Source organism: Luteibacter sp. (assembly GCF_035539195.1).
Lineage (GTDB): Bacteria > Pseudomonadota > Gammaproteobacteria > Xanthomonadales > Rhodanobacteraceae > Luteibacter.
In genome coordinates this window covers 165,832-186,842 of the sequence record NZ_DATLIW010000030.1, presented here as the reverse complement: position 1 = coordinate 186,842, position 21,011 = coordinate 165,832, and the positions used below count along the sequence as shown (strand labels likewise).

Below are 21,011 nucleotides of genomic sequence, written 5' to 3'. Positions count from 1 at the left end.
GGCGGAGGGAGGACCTAGGGGGCGGTGGCCCGTTGAGCCGCTGCAAAGACATCGCGAGCGGACGTCGTAGCCGGTACGTGCTCCGTCCCCACGACCCCCAGGTCCATCCCTCCGGCATTGACGGCCTCATACATGGTTTCGGCCGGAGCAGACTTACCCTTTGGAATGCCGAACTGCTCGAATGTATTCGGCCAATCGGCCCTTGGGACGGCAACTGCCTTAACGTCGCGCTTCATCACTTCGCCCAGTTGCGCAGCCACTTCATCCGCGCTCACCATGGAGCCGAGTTCGATGATCCGATGCCCCAACCATGCCGACCCGCCCAGGAGCGATGCGATCTCGACGCCGATGTCGTTGGTCGCAACCATGGCCGATTTCCGATGGGTCGGGTCGTTGAAGACGGGCAACGTTCCGCCCTGGGCGACGTGCAAGCCGTAAAGGAAGTTCTCGAAGAATCCGCCGGCGCGCACATACGCGATCGGCATGGTCAGGTCGCGGAAAGCCTGCTCCAGAAGCGACAGCGCCGTGATAAGGCCCATTCCGCGGCCTCTGTTCGCGCCCATCGACGAAAGCGCGACTATCCTGGGCACCGGCGCCTGGGTGAGCGCCTCGACATAGTTCGCGATGATGTCCTGGGCTTCCCCGAAATCCGGAGAAGGGGCCCAGATGGGAGGCAACATGACAAACGCACCGTCGACGCCCCTGAGTGCCCGCTTGATGGAAGCCGCATCGTTCCAGTCGCCGTCAACCAGCTCGACGCCTTGGTCGGCCCAGCGTGCCGCCTTCGCGCGGTCGCGAACCAGCGCCCGCACCTGCCTGCCTTGCGCGAGCAAATGAGTCGCCGCTGCGCCGCCAACTTTTCCCGTGATTCCCATGACTAAGAACATCTGCATTCGCCTTTCCGTTTTGATGGCCCACGGTACCCCGTGCGCTATTATTCGAATATGAGGCATATTCGGAACGGGCCGTGCAGATGAACTTAACAATCGCCCGAACCCATCTGGATGGATTGGTCGTGTTTCTAACCGTGGCGGAACACCGAGGCTTTCGGGCTGCCGCCCGGCATCTCGGCATCACGCCTTCTGCGGTCAGCCAGGCCATACGCAGTCTGGAGGAAAGAATTGGCGCGCCGCTCTTCTCCCGTACGACGCGAAGCGTCAGGCTGACCGAAGCAGGCGAACGCCTGCTTGCCCATGCACGCCCGGCGGTCGACATGCTCACCGCAGGATTGGACGCTGCGAGCGGCTTGGGTGGCGAGATTACCGGCCGACTGCGCATCAACATGCCCAGGCCCATCCTGCCGTTGTTGGTCAATCGCTTGCTTCCGGACTTTCTCGACACTCACCCGAATATTGAACTCGAACTGGTGGGCGACGACCATCCCATCGACATCGTCGAAGAAGGATTCGACGCGGGAATACGACTGGGAAACTTCGTCCAGATCGACATGGTCGCGATGTGGCTAACGCCACCGGAGCGCTTCGTTGTCGTCGGTGCCCCGGCGTTGTTCAGGGAACGTGGCCGGCCGGCATCTCCGTACGACCTGCAGAACTTTCGTTGCATCCTGCTTCGTCAATCCGTGCGAGCTCTCGATCATTGGCAATTTGTCGTCGATGGCAAGCGCATCACGGTGGGCGTAGCCGGGCCTCTTGTGATCAACGATATCGAGGGCTGCATTCGCTCGGCACTCAGAGGCGTTGGGCTCTTCCAACTGCCACACTCGCTCGTGATGTCATATCTGGAACGTGGCGATCTGCAGACCGTGCTCGAACCGTATTGTGAAGAGGTTCCCGGGCTTTCCCTTTACTATCCGAGTCGAAGTCAGTCACTGCCGAAGCTTCGCGCGTTTGTCGATTTCGCCACCGAGCGAATGCGGCGACCGTTCAAGTCGGCCGATTACTTGCCGAATCCCAAAAGAGATACCGACAAATGATGGGTGCCGCCGTGGCTTTCGTCGTGAATTCAATCTGACGATGGCGCAACGTCCAGCGCTACGAGTGCGCAGCCGACCATTCGCGCCTCGTGGTCATGCCCGGGTTCAAACGGAAGTCGAAGACGGTTCGGCGATAGCGTTGCGGCGACCTGGCTGTCGCCGCTGAAGCGGCTCCCACACTTTTGCCTGCAACCAACGAAAAAAGGCGCCCCAACGGGACGCCTTTTCGAATAATGGTCGGGGTGGCGAGATTCGAACTCGCGACCACTACACCCCCAGCGTAGTGCGCTACCAGGCTGCGCTACACCCCGACGAGCAAACGATTGTAGCAGCAACGCCGCGACCTGCGGAAGCAGTTCAGCGACGAAGGAGGGTCAGTACTTCTTCCAGCTCGAGACGCACCTGACGGACGATCTGGTGCGACATGCTCGCTTCCATACGAGCCTGCGGGCCTTCCAGCCGGGCGCGGGCACCCGTGATGGTGAAACCCTCGTCGTAAAGCAAAGAGCGGATCTGGCGGATCATGAGCACGTCGTGGCGCTGGTAGTAGCGGCGGTTGCCGCGACGCTTGACGGGCTTGAGGGCCGGAAACTCCTGCTCCCAGTAGCGAAGGACGTGCGGCTTGACGCCGCAAAGCTCACTGACCTCACCAATGGTGAAGTAGCGCTTCGCCGGGATCGCCGGAAGTTCGGTGTTATTCCCTGGATCCAGCATAGCCCTCGACTCTTACCTTGAGTTTCTGGCCAGGACGGAAGGTAACCACCCGCCGGGCCGAGATCGGAATTTCCTCACCGGTCTTGGGATTACGACCGGGCCGCTGATTCTTCTGCCTGAGATCGAAATTACCGAAGCCGGACAACTTGACCTGCTCACCCCGTTCGAGCGCCTCGCGGACGACTTCGAAATACGCGTCAACGAATTCCTTGGCCTCACGCTTGTTGAGGCCCACGTCGAGGAAAAGCCGCTCGGCCATTTCCGCCTTGGTCAGCGCCATCTTATCCTCGCAGTCTTGCCTTGCATGTCTTCTCCAATGCCCCCACCGCTTCTGCCACGCGAGCGTCGGCATCGTCGTCGGTAAGGGTGCGTGAAGCGTCCTGTAAAATCAAGCCCATAGCGAGACTCTTTCGACCTTCATCGATCCCCTTGCCGGCGTATCGGTCGAACAGGCGGATCTCCCTGAGAACCTCGCCGAGCACACCGCGGACGGCGGCCTCGACGGCAGCCCAGGACACTTCTTCCGGCAGCTCCACGGCGATATCGCGACGAACCGCCGGGAAACGGGCCACGCGTCCCGCACTGGGAAGACGGCGGGCGAGGATCGATTCCAGCGCCAGTTCCATCACATGGACATCGGAGCCCAGGTCGAGGGCCTTGGCCAGCGCCGGATGCAGGGCCCCCAGGAAACCGACGGGCTGGCCGTCGCGCAGCACGCGGGCGCCGCGACCCGGGTGCAACCAGGCCGGCAGGTCGTCGGTATCGACGGACCAGCGCTGGGGCTCACCGGTATGGGCGATCAAGGCATCGAGGTCGCCCTTGAGGTCGAAGAAGTCGACCGGACGGGTCGGCTCGCCCCACTGCTCGGCACGCGCGGCGCCACTGGCGACGAGCGCCACGCGACCGACTTCGTCGGGCGCGCCACCGGTCGCATGGAAGCTGCGCGCCACTTCGAACAGGCGAACACGCTCCTGCTGACGTGCGCGGTTATGCCGCAAGGCTTCGATCAGGCCAGGCAGCAGCGACGTGCGCATGACGGCCAGATCCGCCGAGAGCGGGTTGGCCAGCGGAACCCAGCCCTTGTCGACACCCCAGGTGGCGAGCAGGTCGGCATTGACGAAGGACAGGGTCACCGCCTCGAAATAGCCGCGCGCGGCGATCTGGTCGCGCAAGGCCATTTCACTCAGGCGCGCTTCCGGCTCGGACCGCAGGGCGATCTGCCCGGCGGGGATATGGGTCGGGATGCGGTCGTAGCCATGGATGCGCGCGACCTCTTCGATGAGATCTTCTTCGCGCTCGATATCGAAACGGCTGCTCGGCGGCGTGACTTCCCAACCGTCGACGATCTCGACCACGTGCATGCCGAGGGCGGTGAAGATACGGGTGACTTCGCTGGCGGCGACCTCGATGCCCAGAAGGCGGCGCAGACGGGCGTGACGGAGCAGCACCGGCGGGTGATCGCGCAGGTCCTCCGCTCGCTCTGCCACCGTGACCGGGCCGGCGCTACCACCGGCGATCTCCAGCAGCAGCTCGGTCGCACGCTCCATGGCGCGCTGCGGCAGGGCCGGATCGACACCGCGTTCATAGCGATGCGAGGCATCGGTATGCATGCCGAGCTTGCGTGCGCGCCCCATGATCGCTGCCGGCGCGAAGTGCGCGGCTTCGAGGAATACGTTGCGCGTGACGTCGGTCACGCGCGAGTCGAAACCGCCCATGATGCCGCCGAGGGCTATGGGGTTGGCTTCGTCAGCGATGACGACGAAGGAAGGGTCGAGCTTGACCTCGCGGCCGTCGAGCAGCTTCAGGACTTCGCCCTGCCCTGCATGACGCACGATGACGGCGCCCGAGAGCTTATCGTTGTCGAAGGCATGCATCGGGTGCCCGAGCTCGAGCATCACGTACTGCGTGATGTCGACGATCGCACTGATCGGACGAATACCCGCGCGGCGGAGACGCTCCGCCATCCACAGCGGCGAGGACTTGCTCGCATCCACCCCTTCGATGACACGACCGACGTAGCGCGGCGTGTCGGCGCCGGCTTCGAGGCGGACCTGGCGGCTGGTGCCGACGGTAACCGGCGCACTGGTGGCGCCGATCGCCTTCACGCGGCTGCCGAACAGCGCGGCCACGTCGTGCGCAAGGCCGTTGAGGCCAAGCACGTCCGGCCGGTTCGGGGTGATCTTCAGCTCGATGCTGGCATCCGGCAGACCGAGGTATTCGGCGATCGGCTGGCCGACCGGCGCATCCGCCGGCAGCTCGAGCAAGCCCGAGGCATCGGCATCGATGTCCAGCTCCTTCGCCGAGCAGAGCATGCCGAAGGACTCGACACCGCGCAGCTTCGCCGCCTTGATGTCGATGTCGTTGGGGAGCTTCGCACCGACCTTGGCCAACGGCACGCGGATCCCCACGCGCGCATTCGGCGCGCCGCAGACGATCTGCAGGAACTCGCCCTGCCCCGCGTCCACCTTGCATACCTGCAGGCGGTCGGCTTCGGGATGCTTCACCGCTTCGACGATCTCGGCGACGACGACGCCGTCGAGGTGCTCACCCAGGGGAGTGACCTCTTCGACTTCCAGGCCGGCCATGGTCAGTGCATGAACCAGCGTCGCGCGATCCGCGTCGATGGCAACCAGTTCACGCAGCCAGTTTTCGGAGAATTTCATGGGAGCGACTCGTTAACGTGGGATCGACGGCTATCAGGCGAACTGACGCAGGAAGCGCAGGTCGTTCTCGAAGAAGGCGCGCAGGTCGCCCACGCCATAGCGCAGCATGGCGAACCGCTCCACGCCCAGGCCAAAGGCGAAGCCCGTGTAACGCTCCGGATCGATACCGCAGTTCTTCAGCACGGTCGGGTGGACCATGCCGCAGCCGAGCACTTCGAGCCAGCGCTCGGTACCGTCCTCGGCATCCCAGCGGATGTCGACTTCGGCCGAGGGCTCGGTGAACGGGAAATAGCTCGGACGGAAACGCATCTCGAAATCGCGTTCGAAGAACGCGCGGATGAATTCCGCCAGCGTGCCCTTCAGGTCGGCGAAGCTCGAGGTCTCGTCGACCAACAGGCCTTCGATCTGGTGGAACATCGGCGAATGCGTCTGGTCCGAATCGCTGCGATAGACCTTGCCCGGCGCGATGATGCGGATCGGCGGTTGCCGACCCTGCATCGAGCGGATCTGCACCGGCGAGGTGTGGGTGCGCAGCAGGCGACCGTCACCGAAGTAGAAGGTGTCGTGCATCGCGCGCGCCGGATGGTGCGGCGGGAAGTTCAGCGCCTCGAAGTTGTGCCAGTCGTCCTCGATCTCCGGACCGTCGGCGCGCTGGTAGCCGAGACGACCGAAAATATCGGCGATGCGCTCGAGAGCGCGGGTAATCGGGTGGATGCCGCCGTATTCGCCATCGCGGCCCGGGAGGGTCACGTCGATACGCTCGGAAGCGAGGCGACGATCCAGTTCGGCCTGTTCCAGCGACTGCTTGCGTGCCGCGATGGCGTCGGTCAGGCGTTCCTTGACGCGATTGACCTCCGCGCCGCGCGCCTTGCGCTCGTCGCCGGACAGCTGGCCCAGCGCCTTGAGCGCCGCGGTGACCGCACCGTTCTTGCCCAGCAGGCCGACGCGAACGGCGTCGAGTGCCTCGAGCGAGGGTGCGGCTTCGATGTCGCGCAGGGACGCGTCGATATGCTCGATCGATTCCATCGGGTTTCCTGGTTTTCCCGGCCGGAAAAAAGAATGGGGAGAAGGCCAGGCCTTCTCCCCACGTTATCCATCATCGCGCGGTATCGCTACTGCGCGTGGTAAAGCGGATTACGCAGCCAGATGGGCCTTGGCCTTCTCTGCGATCACGCCAAACGCCTTGATGTCGTGCACGGCGAGGTCAGCGAGGACCTTGCGGTCGACGGCGATCTCAGCCTTGGCCAGACCGTTGATCAGGCGGCTGTAGGACAGACCGAACTGACGGGCGGCGGCATTGATACGGACGATCCACAGGGCGCGGAACTGACGCTTGCGCTGCTTGCGGCCGATGTAGGCGTACTGACCAGCCTTGATGACGGCCTGGTTGGCTACGCGGAAGACCTTGCGACGGGCGTTGTAGTAGCCCTTCGCACGGCCGATGACTTTCTTATGACGACGACGGGCGGTAACGCCACGCTTAACACGAGCCATGGTTCAACCCTCCCTTAAAGATACGGCAGCATGCGAGCCACACTCTTGGTGTCGCAGGCTTTCACGTGGTTGGGAGCGCGCAGGCCGCGCTTACGCTTGGTCGACTTCTTCGTCAGGATATGCGACTTGAAGGCGTGACCAGCCTTGAACTTGCCCGACGCGGTCTTGCGAAAACGCTTCGCTGCCGCCCGGTTGGTCTTGATCTTGGGCATCGGAATGCTCCGTATTCGGGTTGCTGACTGTTCCGGCGGCGAGCCCATGGGGCAACGCACTTTCCTTCCTGCCGGGTACGGTGATACGGCCCATCCATACGGGCCGAGCCGGCGATGATACCGAATCGTGAAGGCCCGCGCCAGAGGGGCAAAGGGGGCAAAGGGGGCCGAAGGGCAAAGAGCGCCGAGGGGCCGAGCGGCACAGAGGGGCCAAGTGGCCGAGTGGCACAAAGGGGCCGAGTGGCCGAGCGGCACAAAGGGGCCGAGTGGCCGAGCGGCACAAAGGGGCGGAGTGGCCGAGCGGCTCTTTGTGGGAGCCGATTCATCGGCGATGGGTGCTCGCCGCATCCTCGCCTCGCTGGCTTCTCGCCGCTGAAGCGGCTCCCACAAGGGGCGCCGCTTCCGGGGTGGATCAGATCTTCTTCTTCGGGCCGATCATCATGACCATCTGGCGGCCTTCAAGACGGGGGAAGGATTCCACCACACCGTCTTCGCCGATATCGCCCTGGACCCGGCGGGCCAGGTTCTGGCCGAGGTCCTGGTGGGACATCTCACGGCCGCGGAAGCGGATCGTGACCTTGACCTTATCGCCTTCCTCAAGGAACTCGCGCATCTTGCGGAGCTTGATCTGGTAGTCGCCTTCGTCGGTGACGGGGCGGAACTTCACTTCCTTGATTTCGACCTGCTTTTGCTTCTTCTTGGCAGCCGAGGCCTTCTTCTGGGCTTCGAACTTGAACTTGCCGTAATCCATGATCTTGCAGACCGGCGGATCGCCGTTCGGCTGGATTTCGACGAGATCCATGCCCAGCTCTTCAGCGGCCTTTATGGCGTCACGGGTCTCCATGATGCCCATCTGCTCGCCTTCGGCGCCCAGCACGCGAACCCGCGGAACGCGGATCTCGAGGTTCTTGCGATTGCCCTTGTTATCGGTCGTAGCGATACCGCTATCCTCCAGAAGATTGAACCAGGTGCCGGACGCGAGCGATCAGCGCTGCGTCTCGGCCTTCAGCTTTTCGACGAACTGGGCCACCGGCATGCTGCCGAGGTCCTCTCCGCCACGGGTACGTACGGAAATGGCTCCCGTTTCCTTCTCGCGGTCGCCGACCACGATGAGATAGGGCACCTTCTGCAACGTATGCTCCCTGATTTTATAACCGACTTTCTCGTTGCGCAAATCAGCCTCGACCCTGAAGCCTTGTCCGACAAGGGTTTGGGTGACTTCACGCACATAATCGGCCTGTGCGTCCGTGATGCTGAACACAACTGCCTGAATGGGGGCAAGCCAGGGCGGAAGCAAGCCCGCGTGGTGCTCGATCAGGATACCGATGAAACGCTCCATCGAGCCGACGATCGCCCGGTGCAGCATGACAGGATGCTGGCGCTGTGAGTTCTCGTCCACATACTCGGCGCCAAGGCGCTCGGGCATCATGAAGTCGACCTGCATCGTACCGACCTGCCAGGCGCGCCCGATCGAGTCCTTCATGTGGTACTCGATCTTCGGGCCGTAGAAGGCACCCTCGCCCGGCAACTCCTCCCACGCGACGCCGGCCGCCGACAGGGCGGCACGCAGGGCATGCTCGGCCTTGTCCCAGACCTCGTCCGCACCGATGCGCTTTTCGGGGCGCAGGGCGATCTTCATGGCGATATCGTCGAAACCGAAGTCGGCGTAGACCTTCATGGCCTGGGCATGGAACGCCGCGACCTCGCCTTCGATCTGCGCCGGGGTGCAGAAGATATGGCCGTCGTCCTGGGTGAACGCGCGCACCCGCATGATGCCGTGCAGGGCACCCGAGGGCTCGTTGCGATGGCAGCCGCCGAACTCGCCGTAACGGATCGGCAGATCCCGGTAGCTGTGCAGGTGGGTGTTGAAGATCTGGATGTGGCCGGGACAGTTCATCGGCTTGAGCGCATAGGTGCGCTTCTCCGACTCGGTGAAGAACATGTTCTCCTGGTAGTTATCCCAGTGACCGGACTTCTTCCACAGGCTCACGTCCATGATCTGCGGACCACGGACCTCCTTGTAGCCGCTGCTGCGGTAGACGCCGCGCACGTATTGCTCCACAGCCTGCCAGATGGCCCAGCCCTTCGGATGCCAGAACACCATGCCCGGCGCTTCTTCCTGCATGTGGAACAGGTCGAGCTGCTTGCCGATGCGGCGGTGATCGCGCTTTTCCGCTTCTTCCAACTGCAGCAGATAGGCCTTGAGATCCTTGTCGTTCAGCCACGAGGTGCCGTAGATGCGGGTGAGCATCTCGTTGTTGGAATCGCCGCGCCAATAGGCACCGGCCACCTTCATGAGCTTGAACGCGCGCAGCTTGCCGGTGTTGGACACGTGCGGACCACGGCAGAGGTCGGTGAACTCGCCCTGCGTGTAGAGCGAGAGTTCCTCGTTGGCCGGAATGCCTTCGATGATCTGCGCCTTGTATTCCTCACCGATGCCACGGAAGAAGGCGATTGCGTCGTCGCGGCTCTTCACCGAGCGGGTGACCGGGATCTGCTCCTTGACGATCTTCTCCATCTCGGCCTCGATCGCGACGAGGTCGTCCGGCGTGAACGGCCGTTCGTAGGCGAAGTCGTAGAAGAACCCGTTGTCGATGACCGGCCCGATGGTGACCTGGGCGCCCGGGAACAGGCGCTGTACGGCCTGGCCGAGCAGGTGCGCGGTCGAGTGGCGCAGGATATCCAGTGCCTCGGGGCTCTTCTCGGTGACGATTTCAAGGGCGGCGTCGTGGTCGATCGTATAGCCGGCGTCGACCAGCTTGCCGTCGACCTTGCCGGCCAGGGTGGCCTTGGCAAGGCCGGCACCGATCGAGGCGGCGACGTCCTGGACGGAAACGGGATGCTCGAACGGGCGCTGGCTGCCGTCGGGTAGCGTGATCTGGATCATGGTTGCAAATTCCGGACAAACAAAAAGGGCGCCATACGCCCTTCGGTGACGACGAAGACGTGGCGTGGGATCAGGTTGGGAGGCGCGTAGTCCGCATGTCGCACTCTCGGCCAGCGTTACCGCGGGCCACCTTGGTCGCGTGGATATCGGGCAAAAACTAGATCAGCTGTGCGGCCGTGTCAAATCGGCGGTCCGCTAGACTAGGCGGATCGCTCCATTGGCAGATCTCTCATGCGTATCCTGGTTACCGGCAGCGCCGGCTTCGTCGGCTCCCACCTCACCGAACGCCTGCTCGCCCGTGGCGACACCGTACTGGGGTTCGACAACCACAACGATTACTACGACCCGGCCCTCAAGGAAGCCCGGGTGGCCCGTTTCGTCGGACACCCGAACTACACGCATGTGCGGGCCGACCTCGCCGACCAGGCGGCCGTGGACGCGGCCTTTGCCGCGTTCCAGCCCGAGCGCGTCGCCCACCTCGCCGCGCAGGCCGGGGTGCGCTATTCGATCACTCACCCGCATGCGTACGTGCAGAGCAACCTGGTCGGCTTCGTGAATACCCTGGAGGCCTGTCGCCAGCACGCCGTCGGGCATCTGGTCTACGCGTCGTCGAGTTCGGTCTACGGGGCGAACCGAAAGATGCCCTTCGCGGTCGAGGACGCCGTGGACCACCCGGTGAGCCTGTACGCGGCCACGAAAAAATCCAACGAGCTGATGGCCCACACCTATAGCCACCTGTTCGGGCTGCCGACCACGGGACTGCGATTCTTCACCGTCTATGGCCCCTGGGGCCGGCCGGACATGTCGCCGATCCTGTTCGCCAACCGCATCGTGAAGGGCGAGGCGATCGACGTGTACAACCACGGCAACCACAGCCGCGACTTTACGTACGTGGACGATGTGGTCGAAGGCGTGGTCCGCACGCTCGACCACCCGGCCCAGGCGGATCCGTCCTATGACCCGGTCGCCCCGAATCCGGGCAGCTCGGCGGCACCGTATCGCGTCTACAACATCGGCAACGACGAGCCGGTGCAGCTACTGGACTTCATCGGACTGCTGGAGAAGCACCTGGGACGCACGGTGGAGAAGCGCCTGCTGCCGATGCAGCCGGGCGATGTACCGGATACATGGGCGGATGTGTCGGCCTTGCGACGGGATGTGGGGTATGCGCCATCGACGTCGATCGACGAGGGGCTGGGGAAGTTTGCTGCTTGGTATAGGGAATATTACGGAGTCGACTGATGCAGGAGCATCGCCGATGAATCGGCTCCCACATGGGGTTGGGGCATCGCCGATGAATCGGCTCCTACATGGGGCTGGAGCATCGTGGTGGCTCTGTGTGGGAGCCGCTTCAGCGGCGATGCTCTGTGTGGGAGCCGCTTCAGCGGCGACGCTCTGTGTGGGAGCCGCTTCAGCGGCGATGCTCTGTGTGGGAGCCGCTTCAGCGGCGACGCTCTGTGTGGGAGCCGCTTCAGCGGCGATGCTCTTCGTAGGAGCCGACTTGCCGGCAATGCGTGCTCGCGTCAGAGCAACCGACGAAGCAGCCCGGACGCCCTTCGCGTCTTCCTCGACACCGCATAGCCAAGGATGTCCGGTGCAGCCAGCAGGGTGAAGTGAGTGCGCGCACGCGTCACGCCCGTATAAACCAGTTCGCGCGTCAGCACCGGCGACGGTTCGGACGGCAAGGCCAGTGCGCCGTGCTCGAACTCGGAACCCTGCGACTTGTGCACCGTCATCGCGTAGACGGTATCCACCGCGGACAGCCGACTGGGCACGACGAAGCGCACCCGCTCGCTACCGTGCTCGTCCATCACCGCGAAAACGACACGCAGCGCCATCCCGCCCTGCCCGTCCGGCACCCACAGGGTCACGCCCACATCGCCATTCATCAGGCCGAGGGCGTAGTCGTTGCGCGTGACCATGACCGGGCGCCCTTCGTACCATCCCGCCACCGCATCGATCAGCCCACGGTCGAGGAGGCCTTGTGCGATGCGTTCGTTCTGCTTGTCCACGCCGGCATCGCCGTGCCGCGTGGCGCAAAGGAGCTGGAAACGGGCGTACGCCGCGAGTGCACCCGCACCCCATCGCTGGAACGCCTCGAAAGGTGCATCGATCGCCGGACGCTCGCGTTCGATCCAGTCCAGGTAATCGCGATGGCCGGGCGCGCCCGCGCGACCGTCGATAGCCAATGTGGCGATCGCCGCGGGTGAAGGCGCGACGAACGCGATGTCGCCGGGCGCGCCGGCAAAGGCGCGCGTCACCGCGGCCGCGTCGCCGGTATTGATCGCCTGCGCCAGTGCACCGATACCGCTGTCTTCGCCAAAGCGCCGGCTGCGGCGCAGCATGACGACACGTTGGTCGAGCGGGCGCGCGTCGAGGGGATCGGTCCACGCCCCCACGTCGACGGCGCACACCGCAGTCAGCCAGTCGTGCGTGGCGAGATCGTAGTGACCGGCATCCGCCCGCGCGCACAGATCGCCGAGTACGGCACCGGCCTCGACCGACGACAACTGGTCCTTGTCGCCGAGCAGGATCAGTCGCGCGTCGTGCGGAAGCGCGTCGAGCGTGGCCGCCATCATCTCCAGGTCGATCATCGACGCCTCGTCGATCACGAGTACGTCCAGGTGCAAGGGGTTGTCGCGATCGTGTCGGAAGGCCCGGGTGTCCGGGCGGCTGCCGAGCAGACGATGCAAGGTGGTGACTTCGGCGGGAATCGCCTGCTTCACGGCATCGTCCACGTCGAGCCGCTCGATCTGCCCGGCGATCGAGGCGTTGAGCCTGGCCGCGGCCTTGCCCGTCGGCGCGGCGAGCCGGATGCGCAGGCGGGGTTCGTTGCGCCTGTGCGCCAGCGTCTGCAGCAGGCCGAGCAAGCGCACTACCGTGGTGGTCTTGCCCGTGCCGGGGCCACCCGTGATCACCGCGAACGACCCGCGCGCCGCCACGGCGCAGGCCACCTTCTGCCAATTGAGGGCATCGGCTTCGGCGGGGAACAGACGATCCAGCTCCTGAGCGAGGTCTTCCGGTGCCACCGAGGGAGCGAGTCGCGAGAGGATAGCCTCGGCGACGCGCGCTTCGTCGCGCCAGAAGCGGCGCAGGTAAAGCAGTCCGCCATCGAGCACGAGCGGCGTGCTCGAATCACTGCCCGACACGCCGACCAGCGGCGACGCCGGTAGCCATGCGTCGGCATCGGCCAGCATGGGCTCGACGGCGGCGAGGGCCTCGATGTCGACACAGATGTGGCCTTCGCCCAGCTCACGGCTGGCCAGCGCCGCCGCCATCAGGACGCGCTCATCGCTGGCCTCGTCCAGCGTCGCGAGGAAGCGGGCGAAGGCGCGATCCACCGAGCGCAGTCTCGCCTCCTGCACGCCACGGTCCAGCCACGCCGTCAGTTGCGCGTTCATGCCACGGCTCCTTCGAAGAGCGCGTCCAGTGCGTCGATCATCGCGCGCGCGGGACGCTCCACATGCACGCCGTGGCCTTGACCATCGACGCCACGCAGGTAGATATAGATGGCACCGCCGACATGCGTGTCGTAGTCGTAGTCATCGCCCAGCCGGGAGCGCAAAAGCCGATGCAGGGCGAGCAGGTACAGGGCGTACTGGAGTTCGTAACGGGAATCGAGGATCGAGTGCCGCATGGCCGCCGCCGTATAGGCCTGCTCATCGACGCCGAGCCAGTTGGATTTGTAATCGGCCACGTACCAACGGCCCTCGTGCTCGACGATGAGATCGATGAATCCCTTCAGCATCCCGTTGACGCGATCCGCGGTGAGCGCCGGACGCGGGGCGCCATCGAGCGTGTGCTCGCGCACGATACGGTCGAGTGCCAGGGTGTCCACACGGCGTGCCTCGAAGAGGAATTCCAGCTCGGCCCGATAGCGCGAAGGCTCGCCCAGCGAGCCCAGGGCAAACGAACCGCCATCCGGGGTCGGGAGCGGCGTGCGCAGCAGCGCCAGCAGCCATTGGGTGAGCAGGTCGATGGAGGCCTCCCAGCCCCGACGTTCGCAGCGCCGGGCCACCGTGTCGCGCAGGCGCGCGGGGTCTGCCGCGATCTGGGCGAAGCCTTCCTCGGCGATCCACTCGAGCAGATCGTGGAGGAAGGTGCCTGCCTCCGCGCCCCGCTCGAAGGCGTGGATCGTTGCGGCATCGACCGACGCCGACAGCACTTCGCCCGCGTACTCGACGATGACATCGTCCGTTGCCGTCTCGGGTGCGGCGGCTTCGCTATCCGCATAGCGCAGGGCGCTGTAGCTGGCGATCCACCATGGCTCCGCCTTCGCAGAGCGAGCCTCGCGGGCAGGCAGCGGCCGTTCGTCGCGCACGGGCGGCTCGTAGCTGCGCTCGTCGGGCGCCGGCATGTAGTCGATGCTGATCGCCGGTTCGTCCCGCGCCATGGCACGCAGCAGGCCTTCGATCGCGCCATTGTCGATGTCCTGGCCGCCGCTGAGGAGGTGGCCGAACGCGGAGCGATGCACCTGGGGCTTCTTCGCCGCGTTGTAGCAAACCGGCGCGACGCCCAGCCAGATCGCATGGCGCGCGCGGGTCATGGCCACGTAGAGCAGCCGCAGATCCTCCTGCAGGGAGGCTCGCTCGGCGGCGTCCCTGGCGTCCCGCACGGAATCACCCGCCGCGTCGTGACTGGACGAGAGTAGCTCGAGCTGCGGCCCGTTCCCGTCATGGTACCGGTAGCCCTGTCCCGGTCGCGTACCGCCACTGGCGCAGACGAAAGGCAGGAATACCAACGGGTATTCCAGGCCCTTGGATTTGTGGATGGTCACGACCTTGACGAGATCGTCGTCGCTTTCCAGGCGAACCACCTGGTCGTCGCCGGTGTGGCTGGCGGTATCCTCGATACGCTCGGCCAGGTGACGAATCAACGCCTGTTCGCCTTCGATCGTCGAGGCGGCCTGCTGGAGAAGCTCGGCAAGATGCAGGAGGTTGGTCAGCGCGCGTTCGCCACCAGCCTGGGCAAACAGGCGGGCCGGCAGGTCGAAGACGTGCAGGAAACGATGCAGCATCGCCAGCACGCCGGCGCGACGCCAGGTCTCGCGCAGCTCGAAGAGTTGCTGGCCGCGACGCTCCCAATGACGCTCATCGACATTCAGCAGCTCGAGCTCGCCGTAACCAAGCGACAACGTACGCGTGGCAAGCGCCGCCCGCATGGCGGTGTCCGAGGTCGGTTCGGCGACGGCACGCAACCAGAGCAGCGTATCGTGCGCCTCGACGCTCTCCAGCACCGAGTCCCGATCGGAGAGGAACACGCTACGCACACGGCGGGCGGACAGCGCGCTACGAATCTCCGACGCCTCGTTGTGGCTGCGCACCAGCACGGCGATATCGGCGGGCTTGAGCGGCATGACCGAATCCTCCGCGGCGAAGCCCGTAGCCCCCTGCTTCGCCGCCTGCAGCAGGCGAACGATTTCCGTCGCGCAGGCCTCGGCCATCTGTTCGCGGTACATGCGCACGCCGACCGGTACTTCGTCGTCCAGCAGCCAGACGCGCAAGGCGGGCTGGTCGGCGCCCTCGACGACGAAGCGTTCGGCACGCCCGCGCGCCTGCACCCGATGGAAGGGCAAGCCACGGTCGGCGAAGTGGAAGGCCCCGGTCGGGTGTTCCTCCGCCCGGGCGAACAGGGTGTTCACGGCGGCGACCATGCCCTGACTCGACCGGTGGTTGGTATCGAGGCTGTAGTGCGGCGACTCGGCCTCGCCGCGCGCGGAAAGATACGTATGGATATCGGCACCGCGGAACGCGTAGATCGCCTGCTTGGGATCGCCGATGAGCAGCAGGCCGACATCCGGGTTGCCCGCGTACACCGCACGAAAGATCCGGTACTGTAGCGGATCCGTGTCCTGGAACTCGTCGATCAGCGCGAGCGGATACTGCCGCCGGATCGTCTCGGCGAGCTCGGCACCCGAGTCCACCGCCAGCGCGCGATCGAGCCTCGCCAGGAGATCGTCGAAACCGATCTGGGCGCGTCGGCGTTTCTGCGCGGCGAAGCGCTCGCGCACGCGTTGCACGGCATCGGCCAGGATCGCAAAGCGGATCGCGGGTTTGCCCGCCTGCCACTCACTCCATTGGTCGACGGCACCGAAGGCGGGATGCTCGGGACGGACGTTGCCCTTGCTCACCGCCCCATCGAGTCGCGCGGACCCGTAGCGCGCGACATCGACCGCACCCGGATCGCCGGTCTCGAGCCAGCGGCGCACGCCGGCGAGATTTCGTTCGAGCGAGGCCGGCTGGTGGATGTTGTTCTTCAGCGCCTTGCTCCGCACGGCATCGCGCAGCAAGGTCTCGATGCGTTCGACGTCGCTCATCCAAGCGTCCCGGACGACGGCCAGTCGACGCGCATCCTCGTCTTCCCACTCGCGCAGTGCGGTGAACAAGGCGCCGACATCCGTCGCGTTCAGTGCCTCGCCGTTTACCCGCAAGGTGGTCTCGCCACCGAAAAGAAGGGGGCGCAACGTGTGTAGCAGGGCATCCGGCGTCTTCCACTCCGCCAGCACCGCGGCCACCTGGCGCGTGTCCAGCGGATAGAACGCCTGGCGCCAGTAGTCGCGCACGCAGTCGGCCAGGAGCTCGCTTTCGTCTGGCTCGAGCGTCTGCACGAAGGCGTGACCGCTACCGAAGGCGTGCTGGGTCAGCATGCGCTGGCTCCAGCCGTGGATCGTGAAGATGGCTGCCTCGTCCATCCATTGGGCGGCCAGCTCCACCCGTCGGGCGCACCCGGCATGAGCGGACGCCGGGTACGCGGCAAGCAAGTCGGCGAGGAAAACGTCGTCCGAGCGGCCGACGCGGAAAGCGCGGGCGGCGTCGACCAGACGTGCACGTACCCGCTCGCGGAGCTCCTGCGTCGCCGCTTCGGTAAACGTCACCACGAGGATGTTCGGCGGCAGCAGGGGCTGGGCCATGCCATGACCGAGCACCGCACGCACGTATAGCGCGGCGATGGTCCAGGTCTTGCCGGTGCCCGCGCTGGCTTCGATCAGACGAATGCCCGACAGGGGCATGACCAGCGGGCGCAACGATTCCATGACGACCGTCATGACACCTCCACGCGCAAGGCGCCGAGGAAGTCACGATACGGGATGAGGCAATCGGCGAAGCCCGCCCGCATCAACGAGGCAAAGTCGGGAAACGCGCGAAGCAGGTAGGGATCGCCGTCGACCTCGCCGTGCGCGCGCTCATGTGTGGCTTCATACGCGGCACGCGCCGCCTGCGGCGCTTCGTCGGGCGAGCGTGCGTTGAGCCATGCGAGCGCGGTCTTCACCGCGACCGGCCTCGGCGTGACCATGCCTTCGCGCCAGGCGCGCAACAGCCTGCTCAACATCGCGATGGCGTCGTCCGTCGCGAGCGGCTCGAGAACGATCGTGGCGTCCGGCCCGATATAGCGCGTGACCACGGCAAGACCCGCCGCCTGCGCGACGAGGTGGTCCACCCAAGGCATCACCAGGCGATGCGCGCGCGGCGCGCCCTCGGCATCCAGCACGTTGGATGGCGACAGCAGGAAGGCGGCGAGTCGACCCTGGTCGTTGCCGCGGAGGTCCGCCAGCCAGTCTTCGATGACGATGCCATCGAGATCGACGTGGATTTCGCGCTTTCCTGCCTCACGCGGCCACGCGCGCCGCTCGACGACGAAGCGTCCGTAAACCGCACCGGCGATGGCTTCGAGGTCGGCACGGACCGGCGCCGCGAAGCCCCCCATCGGCAGGGCACCGCTGCGTTGCAGTCTTGCCGCCGCCTCGTCGATCGCCTCGGTGGCCCTGCCTTCGCTACGCAAGGCGGCGCGGAGCAGCGTATCCGCCATCGCAAAACGACCCAGGCTGTCGACGGCAAACGGCTCCCGCTCGTCGCCGCCGGCATCGCTGGCTTCGAAGCGAACACCCAGGCGCGCCTGGAAGAACTCGCGCACCGGATGGCGCAGGAAACGGCGCAGCACGCCCAGCGAGATCGGGCGATCGACCACGAGGGGGGCCAGCTCGGCATGGACGGTATGGCTGACGTCGTCGTGCGCCTGTCGCCACTCGCTCGCGTACGTGAAAAGCCGGGCATCGTCGGCGCGAAAATACGCACGGCTGAAGGGTTGCAGGGGATGCTCGAGCGTGAGCATGCCGAGGATGTCGGATCCGCCCTGCCCCTGCCAGGCAGCGGCAAGATAGTCGCGCAGCTGACCGACCAGCACCGACGGCGCGCGCTCGGCGTTGTCGCGCGAGCTGCGTCCCACCCAGCCGATGTGCAGTGCGTCGCGCGCCGAAAGCAAGGCTTCGAGGAACAGGTAGCGGTCGTCCTCGCGACGCGAGCGATCGCCCGGTCGCCACGCCCCCTGCCTCGACATCAAGTCGAAATCCATGGGCGGGCGCGCACGCGGGTAATCGCCGTCGTTCATGCCGAGCAGGCAGACCAGCCGGAACGGAATGGCGCGCATCGGCATCAACGTACCGAAGCTCACCGCACCGGCCAGGAACCGCTTGGAAAGACCGCCCTGATCGAACTGGCCGAGCCAGGCTTCGCGAACCACCTCGATGGGGACCGCATCGTCGAAGGCCGCTTCCACGCAAGCACGCTCCCAGGCATCGAGCGCGTCGAGCAGGCGCTCGATGCGCATGCCATCGTCGGCTTCCGCCGGTTCGAAGAAGTCGCGCAAAAGGCGGCGCAGTCGCATGCCCCACTCGGTGGCGGAGGCCGGCTCACGCAGCGCCAGCCAGTGTTCGCCGAGGCGTTCGAGCAGATCGGCCAGGGGGCCGACCAGCCTGGCGTCCAGGCCACCCACTTCCGGGTAGGGTTCGATGTCGCCCCAGGCTTCGCCTGCCCCGACGGCATAACCGAGCAGCATGCGGCGCAGGCCGAACGCCCAGGTGTTCTGTTCGAGCGCCGGGAGATCGAGTGAGGCGCGCTGTGCCGCGTCGAGGCCCCAGCGGACACCGGCGCCTTCCACCCAACGATGCAGCAGCGGCAGGTCGTCGTCGGCGAGCCCGAAGCGTTCGCGCACCGCCGGGACGTCGAGCAGGTCGGCCATCTCGCCGGCACCGAATCGCGACTCCGTCATGCCGAGCAGCACATCGAGCGCCATCACCAGCGGCACCGTACCCCGCGCCGCGCGATCGGCGACGCTGTAGGGGATGAAACGCGGGTCGTCGCGCGGCACCCGGCCGAAGACGGCGTCGATATGCGGGCCGTAGGTTTCGATATCCGGCACCATCACGATGACGTCGCGCGGCAGGATAGGCTCGCCTGCCTGCGCCGAGGCTTCGAATCGCGCGAGCAGTTGATCGTGCAGTATTTCCACTTCGCGCTGCGGGCCATGGGCCACATGGAAGGCGATGGATGTATCGCCGGCTTCGATCGGCCGCGGCGTTGGTGGTAACGGTTCGAGATCGAGAATGGCCGACTGCACTTGCCCCAGCAGGCGATTCGACGCGGGCTCGGCGAACAGGTCGATGCGCTGGTCCCATGCGTGGAACCGCTCGCGATAGCTCTCCGGATGATCGAACTCGTCGAGGAGGCGGATGTAATCGCGCCCCTGCTTTCCCCAGGCGGCAAGCAAGGGATTGGCATGCAGGTGCATGTCGTCGTCGGAAAGTTCCGCCGGCATGCCCGGCTTCGCCGTCTGTCGACGGCGCTCGGCACGCAGCAATTCACGATCGTCGACGATATCCGCCCAGTAGTGCCGGCAGGGATTCATCACCACCAGCACGACCTGAGACCAGCGCGCCAGCGCGGACAGCGCCTCCAGGGTCTGCCGGGGCAACGACGACATGCCGAAGACGACGATGCGGCGTGGCAGGGCCGTGGGCCGCTCGGTCGCCTCGGTCACCGCGCGCAGGAAGCGTGCGTGAACGGCGGCCCGATGGCCGTCCGCCTCGTCGGCGCCGACATCGTCAAGCAGCCGCCGCCACAACGCCGCCTGCCAGCGATCGGCCGGAGCCATCGCGGGGGAGCCGCCGCGTGCGTCGCGAAGCACGTCGCGACCGTCCGCCCAGTCGTCGAGCCAGTCCGCACGGTATACCTGGTACTGGTCGTAGAGATCTGCGAGACGCTCCGCCAGCTGGTGACGCTTGCGCGCGTCGCCATCCGAACCGAGAAACGCAGCGAGCGGTTCGAACGCCGGGTCACGCGCCACCGAAGGCAGGAGGCGCATCAAACGCCAGACCAGACGGGATTTGTCGAAAGGCGATTCGGGAGGCACCGCGTCGCGGCCGAGAACGGCCCGGTAGGCCACCCAAAGGAAGCGCCCCGGCAACTCGACATTGACCGCGGCAGCAATGCCCAGGCCACCGTCGTCGACCGCGCGCGCCAACGCCAGGCGAAACCACTGCGCGATGCCGTTGGACTGAACGAGGATCCACTCGTCCTCGAGCGGCTTCAGCGGCGCCCGTCGCAGCCAGGCAACGAGGACGTCCCGCAGCTCTTCAAGCCGGTTGCCATGCAGCACCATGAGCCCTGGCGCGATGTCCTTCCCGTCGCTCAACCGGCCATTCCCGCAGTCGTGAAGTCAGCGCCGATCATGACCGATCCGGATCGCACGGGGCGAGACTTTCAGAACGGCTTGGCGACGACGAGGAAGACGATGGCCAACAGGACCAGCACGGGCAGTTCGTTGCCGATGCGCAGTGTCTTCGACGAAGGCAGGGCACCGCCCGCCATGCTGCGCTTGAGCAGTCGGCCCGACCAGATGAAATAGGCGAGCATCGCCGCCACCAGGGCGAGCTTCGCATGCAGCCAGCCGCCACTGATATGGAAGTAGAACCAGAGGATCAGCCCGAAGACGAGGGCGACGCCGAACATGGAGTGACCAAACGAGTAGAGCCGGCGGCCCATCAACTCGAGCCGGGCCTTGACTGCAGGCTCGTTGCCCGCTTCAGCGATATTCACCAGGATGCGCGGCAGGTAGAACACCGTCGCCATCCAGGCCATCACGAACACGATGTGCAGGGATTTGATCAGAAGATAGGCCACGCGCGCCGCTCCATCGGGAAAGGCGTGAGTGTAGCCGTTCGGCGATCAGGACGACGCCATCCCTATCCCCTCGGCGAAGGCCTCGGCGATGGAGCCGGCCGGGGCGAGCAGGCCACCGCTGGCGACGCGTTGCGTGCGGGTTGCGTGTTGGAG

15 protein-coding genes and 1 tRNA gene are annotated in these 21,011 nt (G+C 65.6%); 2 read left to right on the top strand and 14 right to left on the bottom strand.

What is annotated here, in order from left to right; all coding sequences use genetic code 11:
• Positions 1–14: 14 nt before the first annotated feature.
• Positions 15–893, bottom strand: coding sequence for an NmrA family NAD(P)-binding protein (locus VM621_RS10715; protein ID WP_325468946.1), 879 nt, complete (start codon positions 891–893; stop codon positions 15–17).
• A gap of 80 nt (positions 894–973) precedes the next feature.
• On the opposite strand from VM621_RS10715, the gene VM621_RS10710 reads away from it, so the two are divergent.
• Positions 974–1,933: a LysR family transcriptional regulator gene (locus VM621_RS10710; RefSeq protein ID WP_325469153.1), complete on the top strand. Its 960-nt coding sequence runs from the start codon at positions 974–976 to the stop codon at positions 1,931–1,933.
• A 234-nt stretch (positions 1,934–2,167) separates the two neighbouring features.
• Here VM621_RS10710 and VM621_RS10705 read toward each other — a convergent pair.
• The 9 genes from VM621_RS10705 to thrS all read right to left on the bottom strand — a co-directional run bounded on the left by VM621_RS10705 (position 2,168) and on the right by thrS (position 9,903).
• Positions 2,168–2,244 (bottom strand) — tRNA-Pro (locus VM621_RS10705).
• Positions 2,245–2,290: 46 nt separating this feature from the next.
• A complete protein-coding gene (locus VM621_RS10700) occupies positions 2,291–2,647 on the bottom strand; it encodes a MerR family transcriptional regulator (protein WP_036114913.1) in 357 nt (118 codons plus the stop codon).
• Entirely contained in the window at positions 2,628–2,927 is a 300-nt protein-coding gene (gene ihfA, locus VM621_RS10695; RefSeq protein WP_036114917.1) for an integration host factor subunit alpha, read from the bottom strand. The genes VM621_RS10700 and ihfA overlap by 20 nt, the downstream gene beginning before the upstream one ends.
• Position 2,928: 1 nt before the next feature.
• Positions 2,929–5,310, bottom strand: coding sequence for a phenylalanine--tRNA ligase subunit beta (gene pheT, locus VM621_RS10690; RefSeq protein WP_325468945.1), 2,382 nt, complete (start codon positions 5,308–5,310; stop codon positions 2,929–2,931).
• A 33-nt stretch (positions 5,311–5,343) separates the two neighbouring features.
• A complete protein-coding gene (gene pheS / locus VM621_RS10685) occupies positions 5,344–6,336 on the bottom strand; it encodes a phenylalanine--tRNA ligase subunit alpha (protein ID WP_325468944.1) in 993 nt (330 codons plus the stop codon).
• 108 nt (positions 6,337–6,444) lie between these two features.
• Complete coding sequence (gene rplT, locus VM621_RS10680) at positions 6,445–6,804, bottom strand: 50S ribosomal protein L20 (protein WP_063571988.1); 360 nt, start codon at positions 6,802–6,804, stop codon at positions 6,445–6,447.
• A gap of 14 nt (positions 6,805–6,818) precedes the next feature.
• Positions 6,819–7,016 carry a 50S ribosomal protein L35 gene (rpmI, locus tag VM621_RS10675; protein WP_046966439.1) on the bottom strand — a complete coding sequence of 66 codons (198 nt, stop codon included), beginning with the start codon at positions 7,014–7,016 and terminating at the stop codon, positions 6,819–6,821.
• Positions 7,017–7,428: 412 nt separating this feature from the next.
• Entirely contained in the window at positions 7,429–7,956 is a 528-nt protein-coding gene (gene infC, locus VM621_RS10670) for a translation initiation factor IF-3 (RefSeq protein ID WP_414674529.1), read from the bottom strand.
• A 45-nt stretch (positions 7,957–8,001) separates the two neighbouring features.
• Positions 8,002–9,903, bottom strand: a complete 1,902-nt coding sequence (gene thrS / locus VM621_RS10665; RefSeq protein ID WP_325468943.1) for a threonine--tRNA ligase — start codon at positions 9,901–9,903, stop codon at positions 8,002–8,004.
• A gap of 231 nt (positions 9,904–10,134) precedes the next feature.
• Between thrS and VM621_RS10660 the strand changes: the two genes are divergently transcribed.
• Positions 10,135–11,145, top strand: a complete 1,011-nt coding sequence (locus VM621_RS10660) for an NAD-dependent epimerase (protein WP_325468942.1) — start codon at positions 10,135–10,137, stop codon at positions 11,143–11,145.
• Positions 11,146–11,426: 281 nt separating this feature from the next.
• Here the strand turns inward: VM621_RS10660 and recD are convergent, their stop codons facing one another.
• The 4 genes from recD to VM621_RS10640 all read right to left on the bottom strand — a co-directional run bounded on the left by recD (position 11,427) and on the right by VM621_RS10640 (position 20,858).
• A complete protein-coding gene (gene recD, locus VM621_RS10655; RefSeq protein ID WP_325468941.1) occupies positions 11,427–13,304 on the bottom strand; it encodes an exodeoxyribonuclease V subunit alpha in 1,878 nt (625 codons plus the stop codon).
• Positions 13,301–16,948, bottom strand: coding sequence for an exodeoxyribonuclease V subunit beta (gene recB / locus VM621_RS10650; RefSeq protein WP_325468940.1), 3,648 nt, complete (start codon positions 16,946–16,948; stop codon positions 13,301–13,303). The genes recD and recB overlap by 4 nt, the downstream gene beginning before the upstream one ends.
• Positions 16,945–20,370 carry an exodeoxyribonuclease V subunit gamma gene (recC, locus tag VM621_RS10645; protein ID WP_325468939.1) on the bottom strand — a complete coding sequence of 1,142 codons (3,426 nt, stop codon included), beginning with the start codon at positions 20,368–20,370 and terminating at the stop codon, positions 16,945–16,947. Before recC ends, recB begins: the two co-directional genes overlap by 4 nt.
• Positions 20,371–20,438: 68 nt before the next feature.
• Positions 20,439–20,858 carry a CopD family protein gene (locus tag VM621_RS10640; protein WP_325468938.1) on the bottom strand — a complete coding sequence of 140 codons (420 nt, stop codon included), beginning with the start codon at positions 20,856–20,858 and terminating at the stop codon, positions 20,439–20,441.
• Positions 20,859–21,011: the final 153 nt, after the last annotated feature.

Bases quoted from the DNA above. Each gene is read 5' to 3' on its own strand.
- VM621_RS10715 (WP_325468946.1), bottom strand. From the start codon at position 893: ATGCAGATGTTCTTAGTCATGGGAATCACGGGAAAAGTTGGCGGCGCA.
- pheT (WP_325468945.1), bottom strand. From the start codon at position 5,310: ATGAAATTCTCCGAAAACTGGCTGCGTGAACTGGTTGCCATCGACGCG.
- VM621_RS10710 (WP_325469153.1), top strand. From the start codon at position 974: ATGAACTTAACAATCGCCCGAACCCATCTGGATGGATTGGTCGTGTTT.
- rpmI (WP_046966439.1), bottom strand. From the start codon at position 7,016: ATGCCCAAGATCAAGACCAACCGGGCGGCAGCGAAGCGTTTTCGCAAG.
- recD (WP_325468941.1), bottom strand. From the start codon at position 13,304: ATGAACGCGCAACTGACGGCGTGGCTGGACCGTGGCGTGCAGGAGGCG.
- thrS (WP_325468943.1), bottom strand. From the start codon at position 9,903: ATGATCCAGATCACGCTACCCGACGGCAGCCAGCGCCCGTTCGAGCAT.
- ihfA (WP_036114917.1), bottom strand. From the start codon at position 2,927: ATGGCGCTGACCAAGGCGGAAATGGCCGAGCGGCTTTTCCTCGACGTG.
- VM621_RS10660 (WP_325468942.1), top strand. From the start codon at position 10,135: ATGCGTATCCTGGTTACCGGCAGCGCCGGCTTCGTCGGCTCCCACCTC.
- rplT (WP_063571988.1), bottom strand. From the start codon at position 6,804: ATGGCTCGTGTTAAGCGTGGCGTTACCGCCCGTCGTCGTCATAAGAAA.
- recB (WP_325468940.1), bottom strand. From the start codon at position 16,948: ATGACGGTCGTCATGGAATCGTTGCGCCCGCTGGTCATGCCCCTGTCG.
- VM621_RS10700 (WP_036114913.1), bottom strand. From the start codon at position 2,647: ATGCTGGATCCAGGGAATAACACCGAACTTCCGGCGATCCCGGCGAAG.
- pheS (WP_325468944.1), bottom strand. From the start codon at position 6,336: ATGGAATCGATCGAGCATATCGACGCGTCCCTGCGCGACATCGAAGCC.